General features: G+C 61.7%; 30 protein-coding genes, 4 tRNA genes and 1 other RNA gene. 20 read left to right on the forward strand and 15 right to left on the reverse strand.

Features of this window, described 5'->3' with window-relative positions; translation table 11 throughout:
• Positions 1-58: 58 nt before the first annotated feature.
• The 5 genes from ACIUM1_RS05040 to ACIUM1_RS05060 form a co-directional block, all read right to left on the reverse strand.
• A complete protein-coding gene (locus ACIUM1_RS05040; protein WP_406816168.1) occupies positions 59-352 on the reverse strand; it encodes a hypothetical protein in 294 nt (97 codons plus the stop codon).
• Between the two features lie 3 nt (positions 353-355).
• On the reverse strand, positions 356-817 hold the full coding sequence (locus ACIUM1_RS05045; RefSeq protein ID WP_406816169.1) for a hypothetical protein: 462 nt from the start codon (positions 815-817) through the stop codon (positions 356-358).
• Between the two features lie 676 nt (positions 818-1,493).
• Positions 1,494-1,640 (reverse strand): hypothetical protein, encoded by a 147-nt coding sequence (locus tag ACIUM1_RS05050; protein ID WP_406816170.1) that lies wholly within the window; start codon positions 1,638-1,640, stop codon positions 1,494-1,496.
• Positions 1,641-1,661: 21 nt separating this feature from the next.
• Entirely contained in the window at positions 1,662-2,507 is an 846-nt protein-coding gene (locus ACIUM1_RS05055) for a hypothetical protein (protein WP_406816171.1), read from the reverse strand.
• Positions 2,508-2,985: 478 nt separating this feature from the next.
• Positions 2,986-3,057: transfer RNA gene (locus tag ACIUM1_RS05060), tRNA-Val, on the reverse strand.
• A gap of 181 nt (positions 3,058-3,238) precedes the next feature.
• Between ACIUM1_RS05060 and ACIUM1_RS05065 the strand changes: the two genes are divergently transcribed.
• The 8 genes from ACIUM1_RS05065 to ACIUM1_RS05100 all read left to right on the forward strand — a co-directional run bounded on the left by ACIUM1_RS05065 (position 3,239) and on the right by ACIUM1_RS05100 (position 5,860).
• Positions 3,239-3,311 (forward strand) — tRNA-Gly (locus ACIUM1_RS05065).
• Positions 3,312-3,339: 28 nt separating this feature from the next.
• Positions 3,340-3,413, forward strand: a tRNA-Cys gene (locus tag ACIUM1_RS05070).
• Positions 3,414-3,428: 15 nt separating this feature from the next.
• Positions 3,429-3,503, forward strand: a tRNA-Val gene (locus ACIUM1_RS05075).
• A 114-nt stretch (positions 3,504-3,617) separates the two neighbouring features.
• Positions 3,618-4,031 (forward strand): hypothetical protein, encoded by a 414-nt coding sequence (locus tag ACIUM1_RS05080; protein WP_406816172.1) that lies wholly within the window; start codon positions 3,618-3,620, stop codon positions 4,029-4,031.
• Positions 4,022-4,246, forward strand: coding sequence for a hypothetical protein (locus ACIUM1_RS05085; protein ID WP_406816173.1), 225 nt, complete (start codon positions 4,022-4,024; stop codon positions 4,244-4,246). The genes ACIUM1_RS05080 and ACIUM1_RS05085 overlap by 10 nt, the downstream gene beginning before the upstream one ends.
• Before the next feature lie 308 nt (positions 4,247-4,554).
• Positions 4,555-4,971, forward strand: a complete 417-nt coding sequence (locus tag ACIUM1_RS05090) for a helix-turn-helix domain-containing protein (RefSeq protein WP_406816174.1) — start codon at positions 4,555-4,557, stop codon at positions 4,969-4,971.
• A 228-nt stretch (positions 4,972-5,199) separates the two neighbouring features.
• On the forward strand, positions 5,200-5,580 hold the full coding sequence (locus ACIUM1_RS05095) for a hypothetical protein (RefSeq protein ID WP_406816175.1): 381 nt from the start codon (positions 5,200-5,202) through the stop codon (positions 5,578-5,580).
• A 13-nt stretch (positions 5,581-5,593) separates the two neighbouring features.
• Entirely contained in the window at positions 5,594-5,860 is a 267-nt protein-coding gene (locus ACIUM1_RS05100) for a hypothetical protein (RefSeq protein WP_406816176.1), read from the forward strand.
• A gap of 41 nt (positions 5,861-5,901) precedes the next feature.
• On the opposite strand, the gene ACIUM1_RS05105 is transcribed toward ACIUM1_RS05100, so the two are convergent.
• A complete protein-coding gene (locus tag ACIUM1_RS05105) occupies positions 5,902-6,234 on the reverse strand; it encodes a hypothetical protein (RefSeq protein ID WP_406816177.1) in 333 nt (110 codons plus the stop codon).
• 486 nt (positions 6,235-6,720) lie between these two features.
• On the opposite strand from ACIUM1_RS05105, the gene ACIUM1_RS05110 reads away from it, so the two are divergent.
• Genes ACIUM1_RS05110 through ACIUM1_RS05120 form a run of 3 tightly spaced genes read left to right on the forward strand, consistent with a single transcriptional unit; the run spans position 6,721 to position 7,492 of the window.
• On the forward strand, positions 6,721-6,936 hold the full coding sequence (locus ACIUM1_RS05110) for a hypothetical protein (protein ID WP_406816178.1): 216 nt from the start codon (positions 6,721-6,723) through the stop codon (positions 6,934-6,936).
• Positions 6,933-7,127, forward strand: coding sequence for a hypothetical protein (locus ACIUM1_RS05115; protein ID WP_406816179.1), 195 nt, complete (start codon positions 6,933-6,935; stop codon positions 7,125-7,127). Before ACIUM1_RS05110 ends, ACIUM1_RS05115 begins: the two co-directional genes overlap by 4 nt.
• The gene (locus ACIUM1_RS05120; protein WP_406816180.1) at positions 7,127-7,492 is read left to right on the forward strand and encodes a hypothetical protein; all 366 of its coding nucleotides are present in this window, start codon (positions 7,127-7,129) and stop codon (positions 7,490-7,492) included. The genes ACIUM1_RS05115 and ACIUM1_RS05120 overlap by 1 nt, the downstream gene beginning before the upstream one ends.
• 26 nt (positions 7,493-7,518) lie before the next feature.
• Here ACIUM1_RS05120 and ACIUM1_RS05125 read toward each other — a convergent pair whose 3' ends face one another.
• The gene (locus tag ACIUM1_RS05125; RefSeq protein ID WP_406816181.1) at positions 7,519-8,712 is read right to left on the reverse strand and encodes a hypothetical protein; all 1,194 of its coding nucleotides are present in this window, start codon (positions 8,710-8,712) and stop codon (positions 7,519-7,521) included.
• A gap of 66 nt (positions 8,713-8,778) precedes the next feature.
• Between ACIUM1_RS05125 and ACIUM1_RS05130 the strand changes: the two genes are divergently transcribed.
• From ACIUM1_RS05130 to ACIUM1_RS05160, 7 genes are all read left to right on the forward strand, one after another.
• Positions 8,779-9,039, forward strand: a complete 261-nt coding sequence (locus ACIUM1_RS05130; RefSeq protein ID WP_406816182.1) for a hypothetical protein — start codon at positions 8,779-8,781, stop codon at positions 9,037-9,039.
• Between the two features lie 99 nt (positions 9,040-9,138).
• Positions 9,139-9,202: hammerhead ribozyme type II (locus tag ACIUM1_RS05135), an RNA gene on the forward strand.
• A gap of 443 nt (positions 9,203-9,645) precedes the next feature.
• Positions 9,646-9,942 carry a hypothetical protein gene (locus ACIUM1_RS05140; RefSeq protein WP_406816183.1) on the forward strand — a complete coding sequence of 99 codons (297 nt, stop codon included), beginning with the start codon at positions 9,646-9,648 and terminating at the stop codon, positions 9,940-9,942.
• The gene (locus tag ACIUM1_RS05145) at positions 9,943-11,151 is read left to right on the forward strand and encodes a hypothetical protein (RefSeq protein WP_406816184.1); all 1,209 of its coding nucleotides are present in this window, start codon (positions 9,943-9,945) and stop codon (positions 11,149-11,151) included.
• A 31-nt stretch (positions 11,152-11,182) separates the two neighbouring features.
• Positions 11,183-11,608 carry a hypothetical protein gene (locus ACIUM1_RS05150; protein ID WP_406817536.1) on the forward strand — a complete coding sequence of 142 codons (426 nt, stop codon included), beginning with the start codon at positions 11,183-11,185 and terminating at the stop codon, positions 11,606-11,608.
• Positions 11,605-11,841, forward strand: coding sequence for a hypothetical protein (locus tag ACIUM1_RS05155; protein WP_406816185.1), 237 nt, complete (start codon positions 11,605-11,607; stop codon positions 11,839-11,841). Before ACIUM1_RS05150 ends, ACIUM1_RS05155 begins: the two co-directional genes overlap by 4 nt.
• 50 nt (positions 11,842-11,891) lie before the next feature.
• Positions 11,892-12,242 (forward strand): hypothetical protein, encoded by a 351-nt coding sequence (locus ACIUM1_RS05160; RefSeq protein WP_406816186.1) that lies wholly within the window; start codon positions 11,892-11,894, stop codon positions 12,240-12,242.
• A gap of 136 nt (positions 12,243-12,378) precedes the next feature.
• Here the strand turns inward: ACIUM1_RS05160 and ACIUM1_RS05165 are convergent, their stop codons facing one another.
• The 8 genes from ACIUM1_RS05165 to xerC all read right to left on the reverse strand — a co-directional run bounded on the left by ACIUM1_RS05165 (position 12,379) and on the right by xerC (position 19,760).
• On the reverse strand, positions 12,379-14,280 hold the full coding sequence (locus ACIUM1_RS05165) for an HK97 family phage prohead protease (protein ID WP_406816187.1): 1,902 nt from the start codon (positions 14,278-14,280) through the stop codon (positions 12,379-12,381).
• Complete coding sequence (locus ACIUM1_RS05170; RefSeq protein ID WP_406816188.1) at positions 14,280-14,468, reverse strand: hypothetical protein; 189 nt, start codon at positions 14,466-14,468, stop codon at positions 14,280-14,282. Before ACIUM1_RS05170 ends, ACIUM1_RS05165 begins: the two co-directional genes overlap by 1 nt.
• Positions 14,469-14,987: 519 nt before the next feature.
• Positions 14,988-15,233, reverse strand: coding sequence for a hypothetical protein (locus tag ACIUM1_RS05175; RefSeq protein ID WP_406816189.1), 246 nt, complete (start codon positions 15,231-15,233; stop codon positions 14,988-14,990).
• Between the two features lie 436 nt (positions 15,234-15,669).
• The gene (locus ACIUM1_RS05180) at positions 15,670-16,017 is read right to left on the reverse strand and encodes a hypothetical protein (protein WP_406816190.1); all 348 of its coding nucleotides are present in this window, start codon (positions 16,015-16,017) and stop codon (positions 15,670-15,672) included.
• Positions 16,014-16,319 carry a hypothetical protein gene (locus ACIUM1_RS05185; protein ID WP_406816191.1) on the reverse strand — a complete coding sequence of 102 codons (306 nt, stop codon included), beginning with the start codon at positions 16,317-16,319 and terminating at the stop codon, positions 16,014-16,016. Before ACIUM1_RS05185 ends, ACIUM1_RS05180 begins: the two co-directional genes overlap by 4 nt.
• A gap of 344 nt (positions 16,320-16,663) precedes the next feature.
• A complete protein-coding gene (locus ACIUM1_RS05190; RefSeq protein WP_406816192.1) occupies positions 16,664-17,974 on the reverse strand; it encodes an AAA family ATPase in 1,311 nt (436 codons plus the stop codon).
• A 346-nt stretch (positions 17,975-18,320) separates the two neighbouring features.
• Complete coding sequence (locus ACIUM1_RS05195; RefSeq protein ID WP_406816193.1) at positions 18,321-18,569, reverse strand: excisionase family DNA-binding protein; 249 nt, start codon at positions 18,567-18,569, stop codon at positions 18,321-18,323.
• 111 nt (positions 18,570-18,680) lie between these two features.
• Complete coding sequence (gene xerC / locus ACIUM1_RS05200; RefSeq protein WP_406817537.1) at positions 18,681-19,760, reverse strand: tyrosine recombinase XerC; 1,080 nt, start codon at positions 19,758-19,760, stop codon at positions 18,681-18,683.
• 800 nt (positions 19,761-20,560) lie between these two features.
• Here xerC and ACIUM1_RS05205 point away from each other — a divergent pair.
• On the forward strand, positions 20,561-21,313 hold the full coding sequence (locus ACIUM1_RS05205) for a hypothetical protein (RefSeq protein WP_406816194.1): 753 nt from the start codon (positions 20,561-20,563) through the stop codon (positions 21,311-21,313).
• A gap of 140 nt (positions 21,314-21,453) precedes the next feature.
• On the forward strand, positions 21,454-22,176 hold the full coding sequence (locus tag ACIUM1_RS05210) for a hypothetical protein (protein ID WP_406816195.1): 723 nt from the start codon (positions 21,454-21,456) through the stop codon (positions 22,174-22,176).
• Positions 22,177-22,208: the final 32 nt, after the last annotated feature.

Here is a 22,208-nt window from a genome sequence, read left to right on the forward strand (position 1 = left end):
CGCCGCGGATGCGTCGCGCCGCTACTGTGGCTCTTACCGTAGCGGCGAAGTCGGGCGCCTACACGTAAGGCAGCGTGACCGTCTCGGCGGTCGCAGACGCATCGGCCACCACCGAGGCGAGCTTGGTTTGCAGGGCCGAAGTGGCGTCCGCCACCGGCTTTTCGCAGAACCTGCAGTGCGTCTTGAAGTTCGGCTGTTCTTCCTCGTCCGGCCAGAACCGGCGCGGCGCGACCTGAGCCCCAGGGTCGAACTGCACCGACTGATGTGGAGCGTCTTTGAGAATCCTGCCGACGGGATGGCGTTGCGGGCATTCGAGTTTCAGCATGCCGACGCCCTCTTGATTGCCGACCATGGTTCATGTCCTCTCGGGTGGTTGCAGGATTCGGGCGAGTTTGCGCCAGCGCCGGTGCCGGTGGCGAAACATGACCCGGACGAAGGCACGGGTCAGCATCCCATGCACGCCGCCGTCCGTCTCGATTTCGTCGGTGTAGCGGCAGCTGCGCTCGTCGATGGGTTCGAACGTCAAGCGGTGATTCCAGGTGCGCACGGGTCCGCCGTGCTCGTTGGTGTAGATCTCGGTGGGCTCGAGCCGCTTGATGGTCAGGTGGTGCGTCCAGGCCGGGATCACGCCGAACCACCAGAACCGGGCCGACCCCTGGGTGCCGACCTCGATCCGTTCGGGGACATCGAGCCGGTAGACCCGCAGTACCGGGCTGAGGACGTGGCGCATCATCTCCGGCTTGCGCGCCAGCGCGGACGCCGTCTGCGCCGGGATCGGCAGCTCGGTAGTTAGGGTAACCTTACCCATGCAGTTCATCGTGGCTTAGCGGGCGCGATCGGGCAAGGGCCAAACTGACGAGCCCTAATTGTCAATGTGGAACTGTGGCTGTCCGGCCGGGGTCGGCGCCCACGGCTGCGACGGATCAACCTGGTAACAGGTGTTGGTCGGCGGCATCCGCTTCCACACCCAGCCGCCCTGGTACACGATTAGGGACAGTCGATGGCATCGGTGCCAGGTCCCGTCTGGTGCTACCGGGTCATCGCAATAGGTATTTTCCTGGTCGACCGCCAAGCACCCCGCAGAAGCCGGCGGTGCCGAAGCGATGCCGACCCCAATCGCAGCTGCGGCAAGAGCCGTGGTCAACAGTCCCCTGCCGAGTTTCATGACCAACGATAAGACGCGGCTGGTCGACACGCGACTTAAAGCCTTGGCTAAGAGCGCACCGGCCCCGCCAGCTTGCGAAGCTATGCGCCCGGCCGCACGCCCGGCGCAGTGGGACGCCGCGTGTGCCGAAGCCGGATCTCAGCCGCCGGCCGGCATGCTGGCTGATCTTCTCGCCGGTAAGCCGCTGGTGATCCCGGCGGGGAAGCTGCGTGGCTGTCGCTTTGACGCAGTGGCGCAATGGTTCCATGGCTTGGCGGTGTCCGCGAGGTTGTGGTGCACGCCGACGACACGATCACTGCGGCCTGATTCCAGCCGCCCGTAGCAGCTCTTATTGGTTGGACTGTTCGATCGCCTGGGCAATGATGATCAGCGCCTTAATCTGCGCGATCTGTAACGCCTGTTCGGTTGTGTGCGGAGCGTGCGGATTGTCCTCGACCCCTTGGATAGTCTTGAGAACTTCATCGATCAAAGCCATAACCATTCCTCCTCTTCACTTTCAACGCCCCACAATGTTGATGATCTGACTAATCTCTTGGGGCTCGCCACCTTCCGTCCAGCGCATTGTTAGCTTCAATTGTGGTGGGCTCTGCCCGAAAACCGCTAAGCCCCATGACATTTCGGAATCTGGCAACAAGTCAAACGGTTCGCCGTCGTACATTAGATGGACTGGCTCACTGCCAGAACCAACGCCGGAAGGCCCGACGCCCTCGAAAATGAACCGGAATTGTTCCGCAGTAACGGTGCTGCTCTTGTTCTCAATGACCAGGCGGTCACCGTCGCGCCGCGCTCGGGGTGCTGCATGTTCGGCTTCGTGTCGTCGCACATCCGGCGAACCCAAACCCATCTGGGCCACGTCATCCTCAATGGCGTTGCGCACCTTGAACGCCAGATCGGGCAGGTTGTCGTACTCCCCGAGTAGCCCCTGAGCTTCCAGATGGGATCGGAATTTCCTCAGCGCGACAATCTGATCAAGGTCGGCGTGACGGTCTATCGGCTCGTTGGAAAACCACGCGTGCACATGCTTTCCAGCGTCGACCGCCCGCTGAATCTCTTCAGCAGTGCCCGAAACCGCGTCCGCGGTGGCCTGCCCGAGACGACTGTCGAACAATGCGATCACGATGTCGGCATCGTCTACCAACTGCTCGTTAATCACACCCTGCCCGCTGCCGCCCCCTAGGCGGGGCACCGCATCGAACTTCCAGTGACGCGGCAACAAGACCACATGAGCGGCTTCGGCCCGCGAACCGTTCCAGCCATGGAGGCTTTCGACTACTGCCGCAACCTCGTCTTCGGTGTCCCCCGGTGACGAGATCAAAACCTTCAGCACGAACGCTTCAAACATTAACTACGCCTCGTGGCTTCCAAAGTTTCCGCCGCGCACCGACGCGGATCGAAGGCAGCCGCTCGCACGAGGATCGAGTTAGGAACTACCCGGCCCGACGCCATGCTTCGTGCACAAGTCCTCGGGCCGTCTCTTCGGGGCACCCGAAGCCAACCTTACGGAACTGATCTTGGACCGAGCGAATCGCTTCATTTTCGCTGACGCCGGTCGGGACGCTGACGCCCTTCGGAAAATGGTCGCTGACATATCTCTCTATGTCGTCGCCCAAGTCGGACATACCTATCATCTCCATAGCTTCTAGCGCGCTGCACAGCTACGCGAGGGTGCGCAGCCGTTTCGAACACTAGTGCTAATAAGGTGATCGACCTACTCAACACGCCGATACCCGGTTCGAGGTTTGCTGCGATGATCTGACCATGTATCTGGCACGGTGGCTCAGATCGAGCCGGAAACGTGCTCTGAGCTGGGCAGATTCTTGTGGTCCCGGCTGGGATCGAACCAGCGACCTTCCGCGTGTGAAGCGGACGCTCTCCCACTGAGCCACGGGACCGGCGCCGAGACGGCGAACGACGTCGAAGATTAGCACGCGCCAGCCCCCGACAATACCGGCCGCCTCCGGTAGTAGGTCGTCGCGCTAGCCTGGACACGGCTCGTACCAAGAAATTTGTATGTGCCCGCTCACGTGGACTATCGTCGTGCTTCGCACCGGGCGACGATCTCGTCCGAGGCGTGCGGATGTAGCGCAGTTGGTAGCGCATCACCTTGCCAAGGTGAGGGTCGCGGGTTCGAATCCCGTCATCCGCTCGAAGGTGCAAGTGGCGTGGACCCCAACGGTGGAGTGGCCGAGTGGTGAGGCAACGGCCTGCAAAGCCGTGCACACGGGTTCGATTCCCGTCTCCACCTCCAGCTTTTGGTTTCCCGGCGCGATTAGCTCAGCGGGAGAGCGCTTCCCTGACACGGAAGAGGTCACTGGTTCAATCCCAGTATCGCGCACCAGCTCCAATGCAGCTCAGGCCATGTTTTTGAGGCCTCGCCCCCAAATCGTGAACTCCCCGTGAACTCCCGCGCGACGCTGCCGAATGGTCCACTACCGCAAAGGAGTTCACGCGCATGAAAAAAACCACCGTCGAGTTACAGTTGCCGCCCGAAATGGCCTGGGACCGGCTCAAGACAGCCGCCGAGGAACTGGGCAAGGTCGAGGAAGCACACGAGAACTCCCACTACCTACTACTCAAGGCCCGCTACGGCCTCAACCCCGTTCGGCTGCGCATATCCGTCCTCTCCGGTCCGACAGCCGAGACCAGCCGGCTTGAGATCCACGGCCCGAGGTCAAGACGTCTGGGGCGTCGCCAGCCGCAAAGTCATCGACCGGCTGTGCGCGGCGATATGAGACGAGAGACTAAGGCCATGACACGTATCACCAGAATCATCGCCGCCCTGATGATCGCCAGCACCGTCCCCCTCACATCAGGATGCATGCCCGCCTGCACCACCGACGGCCTGGGCTACAACCCATGCTGGTGAAAATCACCGTCGCTCTGCTCGTCATGCTCGCGCTGACCAGCCCCGCGACCGCCCGCGCCGACGACACTGACACCGAGATCTGCACCGCTTGGAATCTGGGCACGCCGCAAGGCGATATCCCCGGCGACCTGACCCGCAACGATCACCGGATCACCCCATGGCAAGCCCAACAACGAACCAACTGGGACATCATCGAAGGCCGGTGCGACCAATGACCGAATTCCAAAACAGCCTGCTGATAGTCCATCTACCCCGCCGTCATCGTCGTCCTGTTTTTGCAGGTCATCGGCCTGACCCGGCGCGTAAAACAGCTAGAACGCGACCGCGAAGACAACCACTAACAAACCCGGATTGCAGCCATACCCGGCCCGTGTGACCATCAACCTGTTACGGCACGGTCAGGCGAGGCATGGCGGGGCGCGGCTCGGTCTGGTCGGGGCTGGTGACCCAAATTCCCCCTCGGTCACCAGCCCCGTAACTATCTGTGTCCAATGTGTCCAACATGCCGGTATAGTTGGACACCATGGACAAGCCGGGTAAGCAGCAGCTTCGACTCAAGACCACCACCAAAAAGGTGGGCGGCGGGAACGTCCGTGTCCAGCTCGGCTCCGTCCCGGAGCCAGAACCCCCACCCGTCAACTTGGACACCATGGACAGCCCGCCCGGCCAACCCGCCGCAGAGTTGGACACCATGGACCCCGCCCAACTCCGCGCCCAAGCCGCCGAACTCCTCAGCCGGGCCGCCCAACTCGAAGCCGCATCACGCACGATCGGCGCAGACGGCCGCACCCGGCCCACGTGGGACCGCTTCAACAACGACCAGACCGAGCAACAGGTACGCGAACTCCGTCAGGCCGGCCAATCCGTCCGGGACATCGCCGCCGTGCTCGGCTGCTCACGAGGCACAGCACACCGCATCATCCGCAAACTCGAACTCTGACCGGGCGAGTTACACGATGTCGCTCACCCGACTGACCAGCACAATCACCCCGCTACGTCATGCCGCGTGTACGTGATCCGGCTGAACACCCACCCGTCACGCGCTCGGCGGCCACCGTCACCTATCAACTGGACACCCTTGACAGCCACGAAGCCCGGATCTTTCGCCTTGAGTTCAGCGAGAAACACAGGGTGGTTATGGTCGCCGTCCGGCGCATACATGTCGACCGTGCTCGTCTCCATCAATCCACGCTACGACAGCCCGAACTGTCACCAGTCCTCCTTGCCCATCATCAGCAGCGACTGGATAGGGGCATACTCACAGACCATGGCAGCCCAACCCCCCACACACCTCAGCGATGTCCCCGAATCAGACCAGGAAATGGTCTCTCGTGAGCAGATCACCGAGGGTGACTACCTCTTTGATCTCCCCACAGACCAATGGGTCACGATCGACCGCGTCACCGGAGAAGGCACCGGCCTCGGCAGTTGGAAGATCGAACAACACGAACCGGGCAAATGGACCTTCCACCGCTACACCGAAACCATCGTCAACGACCCCGGAGCGAACGCAGTCATGGGCAACGTCATCCGACGCAAACGCAGCTAAACGGCCCCTCCCCATGGCGCTGCACACCTTTCGCACAACCGCTCAATACCTCGTCATCCCCCAACTGGACGGCGTCCCAATACGGCTACGCATAGAAGGCGACTCCGACGACCCCAACACATGGCACCTCGTCAAAACCATCAGCGACCAAGGCTTCAGGACAGACACCAGCCAGTCATTCATCACGGCCATAACGATTAAATTCCACGACGAGACGCCCGAGATGATGTTCAACGACACCGATCAAATCGAGATTGCCATCCCTCCACCGCCGACCTGAATCGGCGCTTGAGGCTCGGGTTCGCCAGCCGCCCGGCTGCCTCAAACGCCGGGAGGATCAAGGTAGGGCTGCAAGGCACGGCGCCGGGCGCTTTCGGTGAACCAGTCCCCAAGTTGCTGGTTCCCGTGGGAGTACTCAATCGACGCGCTCGTGACTAGGTTCCACACCGCATGATCGTTGTCAGTCATCTTGTTCGGAGCCTCGTCCGACTCGACCCGCGCCACAAGCAAATCCCTGGCAGCAGCCCCCGCAGCGTTGAGCGCCTCCACCGCCCGACCCTCGTCCCGCGCCACGATGTACTCGTGGTACCTCTCCACTAGTTTCTGCACTTCCGCCCGCAGAGCGGCGATATCCTGCGATTCACCATCAGCCATACTCCGGATTATTACCATTGCCGCCCGTCAAAAACACGTTTCCGCTGATCAAACCGGGTATCGCCCGTTTTGGAATCCATTCCGCCATTTACCAATACCGACCTGTAGTACAACCGTCCGACTAGACACCCACCGTGTTTGCTACGAGTGAATCACTATGCGCTACACCAGCATTCGTAATCAGGCAGCGCGCTGCACATCGGTGCCATGCAGCGCGATTCGGACAAGCCCGATTTGCCGTCAACCCAATACGTCGCGGAATGGCCCCAAAACACCAGTACGTGTTGCGGGGGGAAATACTTCGACAGGACCGTCCCGCGAGCCCCTGACCAGCGACTTGAGAGGGCAGACTCTCGAATTGGCTTGTGCGAGTTAGCGTTTCGCGTTGCCTACGCCTGGTCAGCGGCATAAAATTCTGGTACCGGCCGACGCGTTATCGGTTCGCTGTTGCTCTTGCCGGACATCCCACGAGATTGGAGAAGCAAGATGGTTGACGCTGTTACGGATCTGGACATCGACGGGATTGGCGCGGCCGACCGCGAATGGTGGGCCGGTTGGTGCAATTACGTGGATGGCGCTGGGTTCGACGTGGCGCGGTTCGAGGCCGAGAGCGATTTTCTGACGTGCGGTTGCCGTGGTCTTGATTGGACGTGTGGTCATTTCGGCTGGCATGTCGCGGTTGTTAGGCCTGTGGCGTCGTGATTACCGAGAAGGTCACGGGTCGCGCGGTGTGGCGGCGCGAGTTACGTGGCGCGGTGTACACGGTGTTGGTGTTCCCGCAGGCTGATGGCTCGGTGTTCGAGTTGTTCACGGCTGGTCAGGGCCGGGTGTCGTCGTTGGGTCGGTTCGCGACGCGTGCGGCCGCGTTGCGGGCTGCGCTGGACGGCCGGTGATGACCGTGGACGACGACGGTTTCACCTTCAGTGATTTGCGGTCGGGGCCGGTGCCGGCTGAACGGCTGGACCGCTACTCGTCGCAGTGGCAGCAGGATCGCAAAGCAGCGCTGGCGCAGCGTCGTTCGGTGCGTGAGGCTGCGGCCAGGCGCGCGCGTGCCGACGCGCTGGAGGCCAACCTGAGGCACACACGTGAAAGGGTTGCGGCGCGGCGGGCACGGGATCGGGAGGTGGTGTTGCCGATGGCGGACGCTTCGGGGTTACAGCTTGTGGTGCCGCTGCCTAATGATCCGGAGCTGGCGCGCGTGGTGACTGAAGCCGTCGGCGAAGTGCTGCGACGGTTCGGTGTGCTGTCGCCTGAATAACGCAACCCTTCGTCACCGGCGGGTCGTTACCATCGGACGTACCAATCGTCGATCCATTTGGGAATCGCATCCCACATAGGCTGATCGTCCGTACCTAGATAATCCTTGTTCAAGCGCTCATCATCGGGCTCGATTCCGAATGTCGCGCAAATTCTGTCGATGATGTCGGGGTAAGGGTTCACCGGAGTGATCTTGCAGTGCCGAGGAACGTTGGTGCACAGCATCGAACTGACGAGCATGTCAGTCTGCGGCAAGCTGAAGCCCATCAGAACAACCTCGTCTGCGGAATTGAGTGCGTCTGCGGCAGACTTCCACAGTGCACGCAAGATGCTGTTGTTGTAGTACGGACTTTTCACCGCCGCCGGCGGGACGATCATCGGTACACGATCGGCCGCTAACCTAGTCGTCGTTTCCTGGTCTGGCTCGAGTCCTTCTCGACTCCAAGCGAACCCCTTTATTCCCTGGTCATATACGACGTCGCCCGGAGGCCCGTCCGGACCTGAGTACCACCATCCAATTGAGCCATGCAGCTTAAGGAGTTCAAAGCCACCTGAAACGGCGGGCGCGGGAGGGATCGCGCCGGTCCTCGCTATGAGCGGTGTCAATGGAGCCGGGTATAGATCCACGGACCGTGCGCGGTTCTGGATATTACGGGCGGAGAGCCACGCCAATTCGACTAGCTGGTCGTAGTTGAAGGTGATCACCTTCGCGGAATGCCGCTCCCACAGGTCGACTAGATGCGACAACCAAACGGGGCAGTTGCCCTTGTGTGACTCAACTGTCATTTGTTGACGCCGGCGCAAGGTCGTGGCGATGGCGTCAGCGATATAGAGGAAAGCAGACCGGTTCCGAGCCTGTTCGGCTAGCGGTAGCCACGGCGGCGATTCGATCAAAAAACTTAGCCACTGCTCGAAGTTGTTAACGAGCGGCGTAGCGAAACCGGGAATCAAATGAAGAATAGCCCAATCTCGCATGGCATCGCTTAAGTCTTTGAACTTGCCCTCCCGTATAAGAAACTCTGCGGCTTGGCGATAGCCTTCAGAAACCATGCTGGATGTGTCAACGGAACCGGCGTGACGAACCAGCGGCACTTCGTGCCTGAATTTGGCTATAACTGCCTCAGACAATCCACGCATGTCCGGCATCTTGGACTCGACGGGTGCGTCCGAGCTAATCGCCATGCTGAAACCCGCACCGAGAAGGTAAACCCTGCCTGACACCAAAACCTCCATGCACTGTTGCGCCGAGCGACCACCTCGAACTGCGGCCGGGGCTAGCTTGGGGGCATGGTAAGCCGAGACTACGTTCACGAGGTTGTTACGACGGCTCTGCGCGACTATGTAATCCCAATCGGCGGCAACGTGATGAGCTACGAGGTCGGCGATGGCAAGCCCGTGATAATTAAGTCGTCCTTCGACATCCCGAACAAACTTAAGCAGAAGATCATCGACGCCTTGGCGAAGACGCCAAACGGTGTCACCGACGTCAGGTTTGAACAGGAGATCCTCTACCGCAACGGAGTCCCTGACGCCAGGTACGAACCGTAGACCCCTCTATCGCAGCCCCCGACGCCTCACGGCGCTCGCAACAGGGCGTAAGCGACGCGCGTGCACGCGAGGATTAGGTAGACTTCAGCCACAACGACAAGCCGAAACACGACGGACGTGTCCGCTGCGACTGGCGTCACAGCGCTGACGATGGCAGCCATCGTTAACCAGTGGATGGACCCCGAGGGTTTCCTCGCGGTCTTCGTGATCACGGAGATGATTCACCTGCTGTCAGCATCGGCTAGAAAGGGAGGTGGGGTTATGGCAAGAGTCGCACGCACCCTGAAGAACCTCGCCATCAAAGCCTGGGACGCTGCCGCACCGTACAGGGTCACCCTGCTGATGTGTCCGTGAATTCGGGCGAAACGGCGTTGATCTCGGCGCGCCTTGCCACCATGGCGCCGAGATCGACGGCTAACTTTGTCGGCCCTTGGGGTTGTACCCTCGCCGGGTTTACGTGGCGTTTTCGGTGCCGGCCTGTTTGACGAGTCTGATGATCGTTGCGGCGGCAATATGGCGCCACACACTGAGCTTGCCGCAACTCGGGTCACGCCAATCACTCGTGAGTGAATAGTGTCCCTCCGGGGATCGGCTTACGATCGTCAGATGGGATCCGACGGGCTGCAGGTCGTTCTGGACCAGCTAGTCGCGACGGCGGGACAATGGCAGGGACTGGGCGCCCAGCTCATCGCGACTACGCCACCGTCAGCAGGACAACCATTTCAACCTACGACAGCGGCGGTCAGCAGCATCAACGCAACGATCGGCGCTGCTGCGGCGGCGTTCGCGACTCGAACCCAGGAAACTGCTGGCCAGGTGACTAACGCCGCGGCTGGCTACGGCACCCAGGAAGCCACTTCAGCGGGCGAAATGGCTGACGTACCAAAGGTGACCGTGGTTTAGATGGCCGCCACCCTCTCACAGATCCGGGCATGGAGCACCCAGCACCTCACCGATGCCGCCAGCTATTGGAGCAAAACCGCCGACCAGTGGGAAGACACATTTTTGACGATGCGCAACCAGTCCCACTCCATCGCATGGAAAGGCGCCGGGGGTGACGCGTTGCGGCAACGCACCACATCTGATCTATCCACCGTCAGTAGCAGAGCTGACCAGCTCCGCCAGGCAGCCGGGATAGCACGCAACGGCGCGAGCGACATCAGCGCAGCCCAGCGAAGTGTGTTGAATGCCGTCGCGGACGCCGAGAATGCGGGATTCGATGTCGGAGAAGACCTGTCAGTCTCGTACACCGACCATGGCGGCACACCGGCACAGCAGGCCGCTCGCCAAGCGCAAGCAGAAACGATGGCTAGTGAAATCTGGTCTCGCGCGAAACAACTCGACGGAACCGAAGTCAAGGTCGCGGGTCAACTCACCGCCGCCACGACCGGTCTGGGCAACCCTACCTTTGCACGCAACGGCAAAGGCAGCGGTGTCCAACTCGTGGACAACACCCAAGGCGGCGACGACTCGAACGGTGGCGTTCCGCAACTGCCGCGTCACGATCCGCCAGCCGGCAGGTGGGACGGACCGCCGCCGCCCGGCTGGCATCCCGGCACCGGCTACTGGGCGCTAGACCCAGATCACCCAGCGGACAGCCCTAACGGGTTGCCAGACCCCTCGCTGTATCAATCGGGTCCGCCCTGCGTGCGCCCTGATTTGCTGACCGGAGGATCGACCGGCGTGACGTCAATCGGTGGCGGATCCGACAATCCACAGAAGGCCAAGGCCTGGGGAATAGATCTCCAGGGCACATCAAAGGTGCGGGTCAGTGGTACTGAATTCAACGGCATCACTAAGGCGGTTCAGATCAACGGCCGCTGGTATCAGGCGCAATGGCAGGAATACCAGTACGAACTCAACACCATTCCGGTCGTTCAAGGGGTCGGAGGACCGTTCGGCGATTTGACAATGCCAGACATGAGCCAAGCCCACACATGGAAGCCAGTCACCCTGGGACAACTCATGCAAACATCTACGATCTATCCAGAAGCCACCATCCACCTACCCGACCTCAACGGCGGCAGCATCGACATCAAGAACGGCTGGTGGGCCGGCGGCCTACCCTCCACGGGCATCCCAACACCTCCAGTGATGACCCGTGGCAACTAGGCGCACCATTGTCACCGCGGCGGCCGCTGCCGTGCTTGTCTTCGCCATAGCCGGGATTTCGGTGTGGCTGTATCTGAGGCCAAGTCCGAACTCGGATTGCACCACCGTCAATGACATGCTCAAGTACTCGAGATCCGAGAGCGCGCGAATGCGCGATCTCATCCCAACCAGCATCGACGACCCGCAGAAACTAGTGGATGCGTACCAAACTCGCGAAACCCGCCTGCGACAGTACGCCGACCAGATCCACGATCCTGGTTTGCGTGAAAAGGCCTACGCTTTAGTCAATCTCGATGAGCAGATGCTCGCCGTGTGGCACCAGACGATTCCGGGACAGTCACAGAACGGATCCGACGACAGCTCAGCAGCAAGTCAGAACTTCCAGCGCGCCTACATCGACTACGCCGCACACAGCCAACAAGCTGGCCAAGCCCTACAAGCGGCGTGCCCCGCATGACGACCGCAATTCTCGGATTGGTCGCGATGGTGGCCTTGATGGCTCTATTCACTATCTTCTTTTACTGGTATTGCCGCTGGATCCGAGACCGTCGAATCGACCTGTACACGGACCCAGAATGGACGTCGGTCACCGGACCGACGTCACCGCGGCCCTTGATTGATCCCAACACCATCATGGGGAAACGCCCGGAATACGACGACGACCACATTTCCTATCGACCGGAAGAGTGAATCGCGCGCGACGCAAGGCACCGCAGTTCGAGCCGGCCAGAGGGGTAACAGTGAAGTACGCCAAGGGCTACGGCCCCCGCAAGCTGAGTTGGAGCCGCGGCAAATGGCTCCACCGGCCCACCCAAACGTTAGTCGACAACGACGATCCGCGAGTTCCTCAGACTGTCGACGGCGCCAAAAAGCAGCGCCGCACGTGGCTGCTGATCTCAAGCCACGCGACCATCGAGCAGGGCTACTACCGACGCGAAATGGACGTCGCCACAGCAAGAGCAGCGGAGCCGACCTTCACCGCTACATGGCACCCAAAGAACGGCGCGGTCGTGACGCTAACTCGAGCGAGTGATCACATAGCCTACGAGGCTTGCGTGCGGCATTTCCAAGCGAACTTCCGCGACCACTAACTCGACGGTGGAGGTGCGCATCTGCTGCTCGATTCCGACCGCGCTCGCGGCGACATCGATCCACGAAATTCCTTCTGAACCAACGGGTTCCGTCATTCCGTCACCCCCTCACAAACTCAAAATCGATAGGTGGCGATCAGAATTCGACGGCAGCCAGCCCGGTAATCCGGACGACGCTCGATGGATACCGGCAGGCGAAAGCGCTGTAATTCCACGCTTGGAGAACGACCGTCAAATTGGGTGCTTTGACCTGCGGGCGCACCAGCAACTTGAACGGGCTTTCCCAGAGAACCAAGTCGCTGGTCCGGCCGATATAGACGGTGTCGGAGCCGTCGACCATGGTGACCGAGGCGTCCAGCACAATCGGCAGTCCCATGATTTGCCCGACGATGCGCTCCGCCGCAACTTTCTGGAGTACGCCGGCCATGTTGGTTGCCCCGCTCGCGTACGGCAATAGCAGCGGCCGGTGTTCACTGTCGAGCAGCGAGCAAATCCACGCGTAGCGGATCGGGCTCATGACGATGACTTCGGGCGGCTCGTACCTGTTCGAATTGATCAGATACAAGGCCTGAGCCAGCGCGTTGAAAAAGCCTGGGATATCGCTGCTCGCGGCCTCGATGCTCTGCACGCCTGGGGTGTTGTCGATGCCCTGGACCTGCCCGTTTTCGCCGGTTCCGGCGATGACTTGCAGATCGAGTTGCGTGGCGTGCGCGGCGATCAGATCCCGGAAAATGATCGCCGACAGGTCAACTGGCGCCTGCTCGATCAACTCGATAGAGGCGCCGATCTGACCCGCTATCGTCCGGACCGGTGCGCTGATGAGGGTGTCGGTGATATCGACGTCGACGATTTCGGTGTTGTCGGCGGTCTGGATCGCGGCGGCGGTGCCCTGAGTAGCAGCCGGCAGATTCACGGAATCGGTCCCCGCCGGCAACGTCTCGTTAGTGCAGCAGTCCGCGAACGCCCGGCCAGGGCGCGCAACAAGCACATAGTCATCGATGAGGTATTTCGGCGGCACCGCGAAGCCTGCATCTCCGTCCACGGTGGAGATATCACGCCATTCCGCAAATGCGGGATCGGTTCTGACCTGCTGCGCGTGCTTGGCCAGACGTGCCCGGCATTCGCCGTTACTGTCCATCCCACATTTGGTTTTCAACAGGTCCGCGATCCACGATGACCTTTTCTCGTCGCCGTAAGGATGTAGAGCCGAACCTCGCCGGTACACCAGATGCTTGTCCGAGTGGGAATCGATCGGAACGCGCGTGGGCAAGTCCACGGCCGGGATGTCACGGAGAGCGAGCGACGTCGCGGTCGTGCTGGACCGCTGCGCGGGCTTGGGTACGGAAAGCCCGTGCCGGCGCAGCGCGGCGGCCACGTCAGTCGGCTCCGCCGACTGCTCGCGGTGGTCTTTTAGTGCGGTCCCGACTCTTGTTGGTTCGGCCGGAAGCCCCAACCGGCGGCGGACCTCGGCGAGTTCTTGTTTCGGGAGTGCCGCCAGCGCGTCGACCGTCTCCGCCACCGCGGCCGAGGTCGTCGGGTTCATGCCCCAGTTCACGACTGAGACATCGCCCTTTTGGAGGTTGACCTCGTGGATAGTGCGGTGCGTATAGGTCTTGTCCCAGTCCTGCTCCAAAACCCGGAACGCGAACGACATTTCGTCCATATCGCCGCGGGCCATCTTCGGCAGCAGCCGTTGCACATCGGGGTCGGAGCGGTCGAGCCGGGCACGGACCTTCAGGCCATGGTGGTCGACGGACAACTCGAGTGTCCCGCTTTTAGTGCGGGCCAGCGGCATACCCTCGTGGTTGATCAGCAAGTGCACATCGGGCTTGGCGTCCAGTGTCTTGTCGAAGGCGCGGCGGTCGAGTTGTTCGACCCAGCCGCCGGCCTGAGCGCCGCCGTACACGTCGTAGGGTTCGAACGTCGAGGCGTAGCCTTCGAGCACGATGTGTCCCGGATCGGTGGCGTCGCGCATCGCCAACGGCGACGCCAACTGGCGGACTTCGCGGACATCGAGCAGTTGCTCACGCTTGTTCATCAGGACACCGCCGCCCATGTGAGCTGGTCGGACAGGGTTTCGATGTCTTTGCGGGCCTGCAGGACACGAAGATGCTGGCGCCGGGTGAGCACCGCGCCGGCGCCGTGAGCCAGCATTATGTCGAGCAACCACGATTGTGTTTTGCGGCGAATAGCCTCGCGCTGAGCGCGGAGAGAATCGGCGTCCACGGGTAGACCTCTTCGGGTGCGCGCCACCCCCGATAGTCCTGCTGCCGCAGTGGTTTTCAGGGGTCGGTCTGAACGGGCGGGCCAGGCGCGCCGTGTCACGCCTCGCCACGGGTTGGCGTATTCAGGGGCGCCGTGACCCGCCCTGCGCAGTGGTGTTAGTCGACACCCCGCGTTGAGGTTTTCGGTGGAGCGCCGGCCCGGTCAGGGCTTGACTAGGGCTCTGATCCCGGAAGCCGGCCGCTGGTGGTGGCTCGACACACGACCCACGCCCCGCGAACGCCTCGGTGGTCAGGTTAGGCGCGGGTTTTCCGTGGCCGTGGTTGATTTCGATTTCGGCGTGTTCAACAGCGCGCTTTAGTAACGGGTTTCGGTCTGACAAGATGTAACAGCGCGCTGTATCAACGGATTTGGGAGATGAGAAGCCCCCAGACGCAAAATAGCCTCCCGGCGGGGCGGGAGGCTTAGGGTCGGGCGTTCGTGGCTGGCCGGTAAATACAGCCCCGGCAAGGGGCGGTCATGTCAGTGGTCCCACCATGGTTTGTGCTCTCTCGGGTAGGGGCGGTCGAGGACGCGGCGCCCAGCGGCCAGGATGCCGTCAATGCTGACGGGGCGTTTGGTGCCCGCTTTGGAGACGTCCAGCACGGTAAAAGGGCTGTCTTGGGGTGCGGCGGCAAGGGCTTCGGCTTCGGTGGCGAAGTGGGCGATGTGGCCGGTCAATGACGGGCCGACCCACCGAACGAGTGCCCATGGCTTGTCGATGTCCATGGTGGGTTCGTCGGTGGTGGGTTCAGGTTGTTCGGATGGGCGTCCTTCGCACCAGCAGTGCGCGGCGGAGTGTTCGGCAGCAACCCCTAAGTCGCCGTTGGACCGCAGTCGGACCTTGCTGCGGTAAGCGTGAATTACGCGGCGGCCTTCGAGCACGTGGCGGACCCTGCCGACAAGAGCCGCTGAAACGCCGGCTTCAGCGGCGATGGTGTCGTTAGTGCGGGTGGAGTCGCGGCGTAACGCGGCCTCGGCCGCTTCGCGCTTGCCGGGCGGGCATTGCTGCACGTTCCGTTCGCCCCGGTTAAAGCTGGGGCGTACGCGGAACGTCGGCGCCGGCAATGGCTCGGCGGCCGACTGCCGGCGGTGGTGGGCGCGCTGGAGCCACCGTGCGACGCGTTGGTGGCGCCGGCGTGCTCGTGATCGACGACCGGTCATCTCAGGTCTGGTCTAGCGCGGCGATCCGCTGGGCGACAGCTTGCCGGCGGGCCTGGTCGGCTTCGGCGGGAGTCATCTGCACCAAAGCTGAAGGCGCCCTGGCTGATTCCGCCGACGCGGGCTCGTCCTGCGGCGCGAATGGGTTCGGCTGGTCTGCCGCCCAAACCCGAACCCAGTCGCCGCGCGCCAAGACCAGCACTGGACGCAGCAGGGGCAACGCGGAGCGCCGCCTTTCGGGCGTCTCAACCGTCACCATCACCCATAGACTGCCGTCGCTGCGGGTCGTCAGCTCGTCGGCGGAGACATCGATCGTTGACGCGTCGTAGAGCCGGATTCGGTAATTGGTCACTGTTCGTCTTCGTACACGAGTTGCAGCTCGGCGCCGCGATCCTTGCGCGCCCAGTAGGTGAGCGAAGAAACCATGTCGTTGCTTTTTGTGTGGGCGAAGGCTTCCCGCGCGCGGCGCCTGCCGTTGCGGATCCATTCAGGCGGGAAGGTTGTATACCCGTTGGTAGTGTCTCGCGCGCTCAACGCAGTGACGAGTTCCTCGCCGACGCCGAACAGGAGCGACAGGGCGGTCGCATCGATCAACGGTTCACCGTTAACGACCTTGATGGTCAATTTCATTGACAAGGGAGTGTTGTCACTCATGGCGTTCTTCCTTTCCTGGCCGCCAGGGTGGCGGGCCGAAACTCGTCGTTGCGGCGGCGGACCGCCGCCAGGTGGATAAGCAGGCACTCGCGACACAGCTCCTCGCCGCTGCGGCCGTACCGGGTGTTGTCCGCGTACATGAGATGGCCGGGCGCGGCACCAGGAGTGCGAGTTGATGACGGGTCTTCATGGCGAGCTGCCTTGAATCTGGGCGTGCTGAACGTGCCGTGTGTTCGCCACCTCGACCTCGCCTTTACTAAGGCGAGGTGGCGAGCTGGCGAGGTCACACTCACGACCTCGCCGGCGAGTTGGTGGCGAGGTGCGGCGAGCTGGCGAGGTGAAGCTCATTCGAACAGCTCCGGGTCCGGTTCTTCAGGGCAAGATTCGTGCCGTGTCCCCCCGCCGACGACGGGCATCCCGCATTGCTCGCAGGGGTAGTTGATGCGGTGTAGCTTCGCTCCGCGGGGGCCGTCTGTGACGGTGACAAACCCGTCTTCGATGGCTCTCTTCAGTGCGGCGCGGATCGGTTTGCGGCTGTAATCGGCGAGGGCTGGATCGTTTTCGATGGCGTTCCCGCTCAGCTCGGCTCGCGACTTCGCGAGTAGCCTGACCACGGCCCGGCGTGCGGCTTCGGTTTTCGCGTCGAGTCGCGAGCCGGCGGCGTACGTCAGCCGCCGCTTGACTGGGTCATAGCTCAGCCGGCCTTCGGTGATGTTGACGTCACGTCCGTATGCGGAGAAGTAGCGCGGCGAGTTGGGGTCTTCGGTTTCGCGTACGAGTCGCCAGATGGCGTCAGGCCAGTCCTGGAGCCGTGAGTCGCCGCGGGCGCGTTCGTTGGTGTGGCCCATGTGCTGAACCATCAGTGAGTCGCTGACGCCGGCCTCTGTCAGCAGTGCATCGTAGGCGGCGAGAAACCTGCCGGCGTCGTGGTTTTCATCAAGCCCCAGCGCATCAATCACGGGGCGCAGGCAATCCAGCATCAGGTAATCGCAGCCGAGGTCACGTAGCCGTGTGGCCCACATGTCGCGGCAGCGATCGTCGAGCAGATTGAACGCAGAGACTCTGCCGCGCAGCGCGATCACGTCGGCTACCGCCGCGGTGTCGGTGATGTTCTGGTCTCTCAGCCAGTGCCGCAACGTGTTTTCGGACAGTTCGTCATCGATGAGCACGACCCGTTTGGCGGTGGCGTTGACGGTGAACGCGCCGAGGAATTTGTCGCCGTCGACTAGGGACCGCAGCAGGTTCCCGACCATGATGGTTTTGCCCGCTTTGAACTGTGCTGACAAGATAATGCGGCTCTCGGTGGGGGCAAGCCCTTCGATGCGGTAGCGGACCGGGCTGTCAGGTTCAGCGAGCAGCACATCAAGGCTTTTGACGGGCGGCAAGGCGACTTGGGGCCGGTTCTCCTCATCGAGCCGGCACCGCGCCTCGTAATTGATCCGCAGCACGTGCAGCCGGTGTTGGATGGCGCCTTCGTTGTCGTCTTCGGAATCGGCCGGCGGCGGTGGTTCGGATTCGTTGATCGGCGGCTCTTGGTCTCCGGGGTCGTCGCGATGTCGGGCCGGCGGCGTAGCATGCGCAACGCCATTCACCGAGGGTCGGTACTTGCCGGATTCCGCTATCTGTTTTCCCCGCGCAATCAGGTCATCACTCATGCGGCACCGCGAATCCGGGCCAGCGTCACCGCGAGTTCACGGTCGGCGCGACGTCGCCACAATTGTTGGCAGACCTGAAGCGGCACAAGCGGAGTCAGACCGCACGCGAATAGATGTTCGGTGGCAGCGACGAACCCGTCCAACTCGGCCTCGGTGAATTCGTCGCCGTGGCAATCGCAAACCCACGGATCGCGGCAACCACACATCAGCGGCGGCGACCGATACGCCCCTTCACGGCGGCGACGTAGATCAGCGGCGACATTGCACTGTCGGGGCGGGGCGCTATGCTCGGGGTGAACTTGGGTCAGTTCGCCGCGATCGCCGCCCCCGACACGGGCGGCGTTCGTCATTCTGAGGCACCGCCGAGAGGTGTCATCGCGGCGTCGACCTCGTTAAGGTCTAGGCGCACAAGTTTTTTGCCGTTGCGGTAGGCGCGGAGCCTGCCGTCATCGATCATCGTCCAGATGGTGCGTGTGGTCAGGCTGAGATATTCGCCGGTTTCTTTGGCGCTTGCCCAGCGCCGGCCTTGCGGCTTTGCATCGGAGGTGTGGCGACGGGCCTGCCGATTAGGCGGGGTGGAACTGTTTCCAGGCACAGCAACGAAACCCTTCGAGAAAAGGTTTCGGCTGGCAAAGTTTGTTTCGGCTGGCCGAGAGACGCGACAGCGACTCAGGATGAAAGATACCTGTTTCGATGAAATTTGGCGCTATTGGTCTGGCGTGTCGCCGACAAGCTTCGCCAGTGCGTCCGCGATCTTGCGGTCTGCGCCTTGCGCGGCGTGCGCATATCGCATCGCGGCGGCGGGGGTCGAGTGTCCAAGGCGCTGCATGTTTTCCGCGAGTGACGCGCCCGCCGCTGACGCCAAAACGCTGCCGGAATGGCGTAAATGATGAAACGCCAAATCGGGGCGACCCGCCGCCGCGCGGGCTTTGTAGAAATGCCTGGTCAGGGTGCTTGGCTGCAGATGCTTGTCCGGGTCGCCGACCGCCGTGAACAGCAGCGAATTTCCCGGTCCGACGTGGTTCACGAGGTGGTGACGCAGCGCCGGCAACAAGGTCGACGGGATGTTCACGTCCCTTACCGACGCGACGCTTTTAGGGGTGTCCACGGTGAAGCCGGCAGCTTTGGTGCGCACCACACCCCGCCGCACCCGGACCACACCCTCCTCAATATCGATATCGTTGCGGCGCAGCTCGGTTAGTTCGCCGAACCGCAGCGCACACCACGACGCCAACAACACCATGGCCTTGTACCGCTCAGGTATCACCTCAACCAGCTTCGCCAACTCATCGATCGTCGCCGGGCGGATCACCACCGCACGTTTAGCGCTGCCCGCACCCCGAATCACGCAGGGATTCGCCGACGCCTTACGGTCGCGAACCGCGTCATTCATGATGGTCCGCAGCAGCGAATAGCAGTGCGCCCGCAACGTCGGGGTGCCCTTCGCGGTCTTCGCATACCACGAGCGCACGTCGTCGGCGGTAATCAATGCGATCGGCAGATTGCCCAGCGGCGGACGCAGAATGTGCCCGTCCAGCAATTTCCGGTAGTGCTCGTGGGTACGCGGTTTGAGGTCGCGTTGCTCAAGCCAAGTGTTGGCGTATGTCGCCAGCGTGAGCGCCTTGGTACCCGGCGCGGGCTGTGCGTCGTCTTCCGGCGGCAGCCACTTGCCCCGAATGATGTCGGCCTGCACCGTCGACAACCACTGCCGGGCGGCCTTCTTCGTCGTGAACGTCGTCGGAGCCTTATAGCGGCGACCCTGTTTGCCTTCCGGCCCGTAATGCATCGCCCGCCACCGCCCGGACGGCAACTGCGAGACGGTGCCGAAGGCGCCCCGGTCCTGGTTTCGGCGGCCTTCTCCTCGCGTCACTGGACCTCCGGGCGTGAACTCGTCGTGAACTCGATACCGTTCCTCAGCTTACATTCATCTTCTCTGAAATTCATATACGATGGGTGTGTATCCGCAGGTAAGACGGGTTATTCACGCAGGTCAGGGAAGTTATAGCAAACCACAAGGTTACTGGTTCAATCCCAGTATCGCGCACCAGAGTTTTAGCAGTTCAGCGCGGTATTTAGATTAACTAACCAGCTGCCATGCAAAATTCATGCAATGGGTATGGCCCGACGGACAGCAATGCGGCCACATATTTCCCAAAGATGGTTAGCAACGCTAACCACCCGCAGGGTCGCGGAAGCGTGCCGGCTAGGGATTTAGCCCTACTCCAGCGGGTCCGGAACCCACTCAGTTACTGGATTTCCTTGCGGTGTCGACCAGTGCCGTGGATCCGTCGGTGCGGTGGTCGGTGGTGTCGCGGTATTCTCCATCGACTTTGACGCCCATATGCTGCATGAGGCTGACCGTAGGTGGCGGCTGGGGCGGATTCACGCCGTTCTTTTTCGAGGTCTGGCCATGGGACCCCAATCGCTGTGCGTGCATCCTGGTATCCAGCTCCTGGTTCCGACATAACCCCAATCGGTCAGTTCGGCGACAACCTCGCCCACTAACTCGGGGAAACCGGCCCGGGGGAGGTTTTGCGCGCTGGGCAGGGTTAGACACATAGTAGCGTCGGCGATATGCAGCGAGTCTTGGACATTGATCTCGACTTCTTTGTTTGGCCGGTTGTCTACCGGGCGCAGGGGGCGGATCGCCCCTTAGCAAAAGATCACTCAGTCAAGCCAATCGACGAGGCGATTGACTACCTACGAACTCGATGTGGTTTGAGTGAGCGATTACCGGGGTTTGTTACTGAGAATCACAGCGAACTCTTTGGTCGCTGGCGAGAAGCTGTGGGCAATGGCTTATTGCGGCCCCCATTCCATGTGACACACTTGGACGCACATGCGGACCTCGGGATGGGGGACGGTGGTTACGAGTACCTGCTGACATCCCTGCTCTTCGAGCCACCTGAACAACGACTGCTGCCGATGGTCGATCGCGATCGCGGGCTCACGGACGGGAACTGGCTCTTGTTCGCGATTGCTTGCCGGTGGATCAGCGACCTGATTTATGTCCACGATACCGGTGGCGGTAGCGATGAATTGCGGTACGTGATGCAGAACTTTGATTTGCGCGCCGACAACATCCAACTCGCCGCAATGACGAAGAGTCAGCTAGACCGAGTAAGACGGCCAGCCGCAGGCCCTCCTAACATCTCGGATTTCGAGCCGCCTGTTCGCTATCAATCGTGCTTAGCGGAAGCCTTTGAAACAGATGGCCCATACGACTTTATTTGTCTGACCAGGTCGCCGCCGTACACCCCAAACACCGCAGACCCGTTGTTCGACGAGATTGTTCGCTTGTTCATCGAGCCAATACACCTACCAACTGCGCAGGATTAACGGACATCGGCGAAGGTGCCCGGCAGGAGCGAATCTTTTCTCAGACTAACGTTCTCGGATTCACAAAACTCGCGTCATACGTCGGTCTGTTTCCAGTTAGCTATCGCCGACGTCGCGGGAGACCACCATAGGCTGTCGCCATGCAAGACCCGTACCTCATACGCTCCACGCCAGGCGTGGTCGAACTGTGGTCGGCAGTCCGTTTGCCATACCAACCACGCGGCTGGCTGCTCGACATGCGAAACGATCTATGTCGAGCGCTAGGCGACTTCTCTCGCACATCGACCGGGCGGCTCCATGCTGTGTACAGCGCGGCCGATGACGGCGCGCTAGTCGATACCGAAAACGTCTTGCTCTTCAACGTCGGCGACACGACACTCCGGCCGTTGCTGGCACGCTCAGTGACCTTCGAACGTAGCTATCATGCGCCGCCGCACCCACCCGATGGAGTGACCGGAGGTCAGGCCCTGCACTACCATCGGTACAGCGAGGCACGCGATGACTCGTTCAGGTTCTGGACACCGGGAAAGCTGCTCGGGGCATTCTTTAATGTCCCGGTTGAATCGGTCGACGATAAACCTGCGCCGGTGTGGAACGCTATACGGGAGTGCGCCGCGCCCCCGATCGAGACAGCAACTGCGCCAACGCGATTCCTTATCAAGGTCCAGATCACGGACACGCGGGAGTCCAGACCCACGACCTCGCTCGTCGACATCGTGAAGCCCGCTCTCGACGGCATCATCAGCGCTTATCACAGCCACAGCCATGAAGGCGAGGGAGTCGCCGCAGCTCAGCGACTTGAAGCGGCAGGGATCGGCACGGTGTCAATGGCCAAGTCTTTGTCGCCATTGGTGGCCGGATAAAAGTCCCCACTCCCGTGCGGTGATTCTTGGTT

The organism is Mycobacterium sp. M23085 (assembly GCF_045343915.1).
In the GTDB taxonomy this organism is placed as follows: domain Bacteria; phylum Actinomycetota; class Actinomycetes; order Mycobacteriales; family Mycobacteriaceae; genus Mycobacterium.

Excerpts from the sequence above, each read along its gene's own strand:
- ACIUM1_RS05040 (WP_406816168.1), bottom strand. The coding sequence starts at position 352 with ATGGTCGGCAATCAAGAGGGCGTCGGCATGCTGAAACTCGAATGCCCG.
- ACIUM1_RS05155 (WP_406816185.1), top strand. The coding sequence starts at position 11,605 with ATGACGACCGCAATTCTCGGATTGGTCGCGATGGTGGCCTTGATGGCT.
- ACIUM1_RS05110 (WP_406816178.1), top strand. The coding sequence starts at position 6,721 with ATGGTTGACGCTGTTACGGATCTGGACATCGACGGGATTGGCGCGGCC.
- xerC (WP_406817537.1), bottom strand. The coding sequence starts at position 19,760 with ATGCATTACGGGCCGGAAGGCAAACAGGGTCGCCGCTATAAGGCTCCG.
- ACIUM1_RS05080 (WP_406816172.1), top strand. The coding sequence starts at position 3,618 with ATGAAAAAAACCACCGTCGAGTTACAGTTGCCGCCCGAAATGGCCTGG.
- ACIUM1_RS05130 (WP_406816182.1), top strand. The coding sequence starts at position 8,779 with ATGGTAAGCCGAGACTACGTTCACGAGGTTGTTACGACGGCTCTGCGC.
- ACIUM1_RS05165 (WP_406816187.1), bottom strand. The coding sequence starts at position 14,280 with ATGAACAAGCGTGAGCAACTGCTCGATGTCCGCGAAGTCCGCCAGTTG.
- ACIUM1_RS05050 (WP_406816170.1), bottom strand. The coding sequence starts at position 1,640 with ATGGCTTTGATCGATGAAGTTCTCAAGACTATCCAAGGGGTCGAGGAC.
- ACIUM1_RS05045 (WP_406816169.1), bottom strand. The coding sequence starts at position 817 with ATGAACTGCATGGGTAAGGTTACCCTAACTACCGAGCTGCCGATCCCG.
- ACIUM1_RS05120 (WP_406816180.1), top strand. The coding sequence starts at position 7,127 with ATGACCGTGGACGACGACGGTTTCACCTTCAGTGATTTGCGGTCGGGG.
- ACIUM1_RS05140 (WP_406816183.1), top strand. The coding sequence starts at position 9,646 with ATGGGATCCGACGGGCTGCAGGTCGTTCTGGACCAGCTAGTCGCGACG.
- ACIUM1_RS05185 (WP_406816191.1), bottom strand. The coding sequence starts at position 16,319 with ATGAGTGACAACACTCCCTTGTCAATGAAATTGACCATCAAGGTCGTT.
- ACIUM1_RS05090 (WP_406816174.1), top strand. The coding sequence starts at position 4,555 with ATGGACAAGCCGGGTAAGCAGCAGCTTCGACTCAAGACCACCACCAAA.
- ACIUM1_RS05055 (WP_406816171.1), bottom strand. The coding sequence starts at position 2,507 with ATGTTTGAAGCGTTCGTGCTGAAGGTTTTGATCTCGTCACCGGGGGAC.
- ACIUM1_RS05190 (WP_406816192.1), bottom strand. The coding sequence starts at position 17,974 with ATGAGTGATGACCTGATTGCGCGGGGAAAACAGATAGCGGAATCCGGC.
- ACIUM1_RS05100 (WP_406816176.1), top strand. The coding sequence starts at position 5,594 with ATGGCGCTGCACACCTTTCGCACAACCGCTCAATACCTCGTCATCCCC.
- ACIUM1_RS05175 (WP_406816189.1), bottom strand. The coding sequence starts at position 15,233 with ATGGACATCGACAAGCCATGGGCACTCGTTCGGTGGGTCGGCCCGTCA.
- ACIUM1_RS05085 (WP_406816173.1), top strand. The coding sequence starts at position 4,022 with ATGCTGGTGAAAATCACCGTCGCTCTGCTCGTCATGCTCGCGCTGACC.
- ACIUM1_RS05105 (WP_406816177.1), bottom strand. The coding sequence starts at position 6,234 with ATGGCTGATGGTGAATCGCAGGATATCGCCGCTCTGCGGGCGGAAGTG.
- ACIUM1_RS05210 (WP_406816195.1), top strand. The coding sequence starts at position 21,454 with ATGCAAGACCCGTACCTCATACGCTCCACGCCAGGCGTGGTCGAACTG.
- ACIUM1_RS05145 (WP_406816184.1), top strand. The coding sequence starts at position 9,943 with ATGGCCGCCACCCTCTCACAGATCCGGGCATGGAGCACCCAGCACCTC.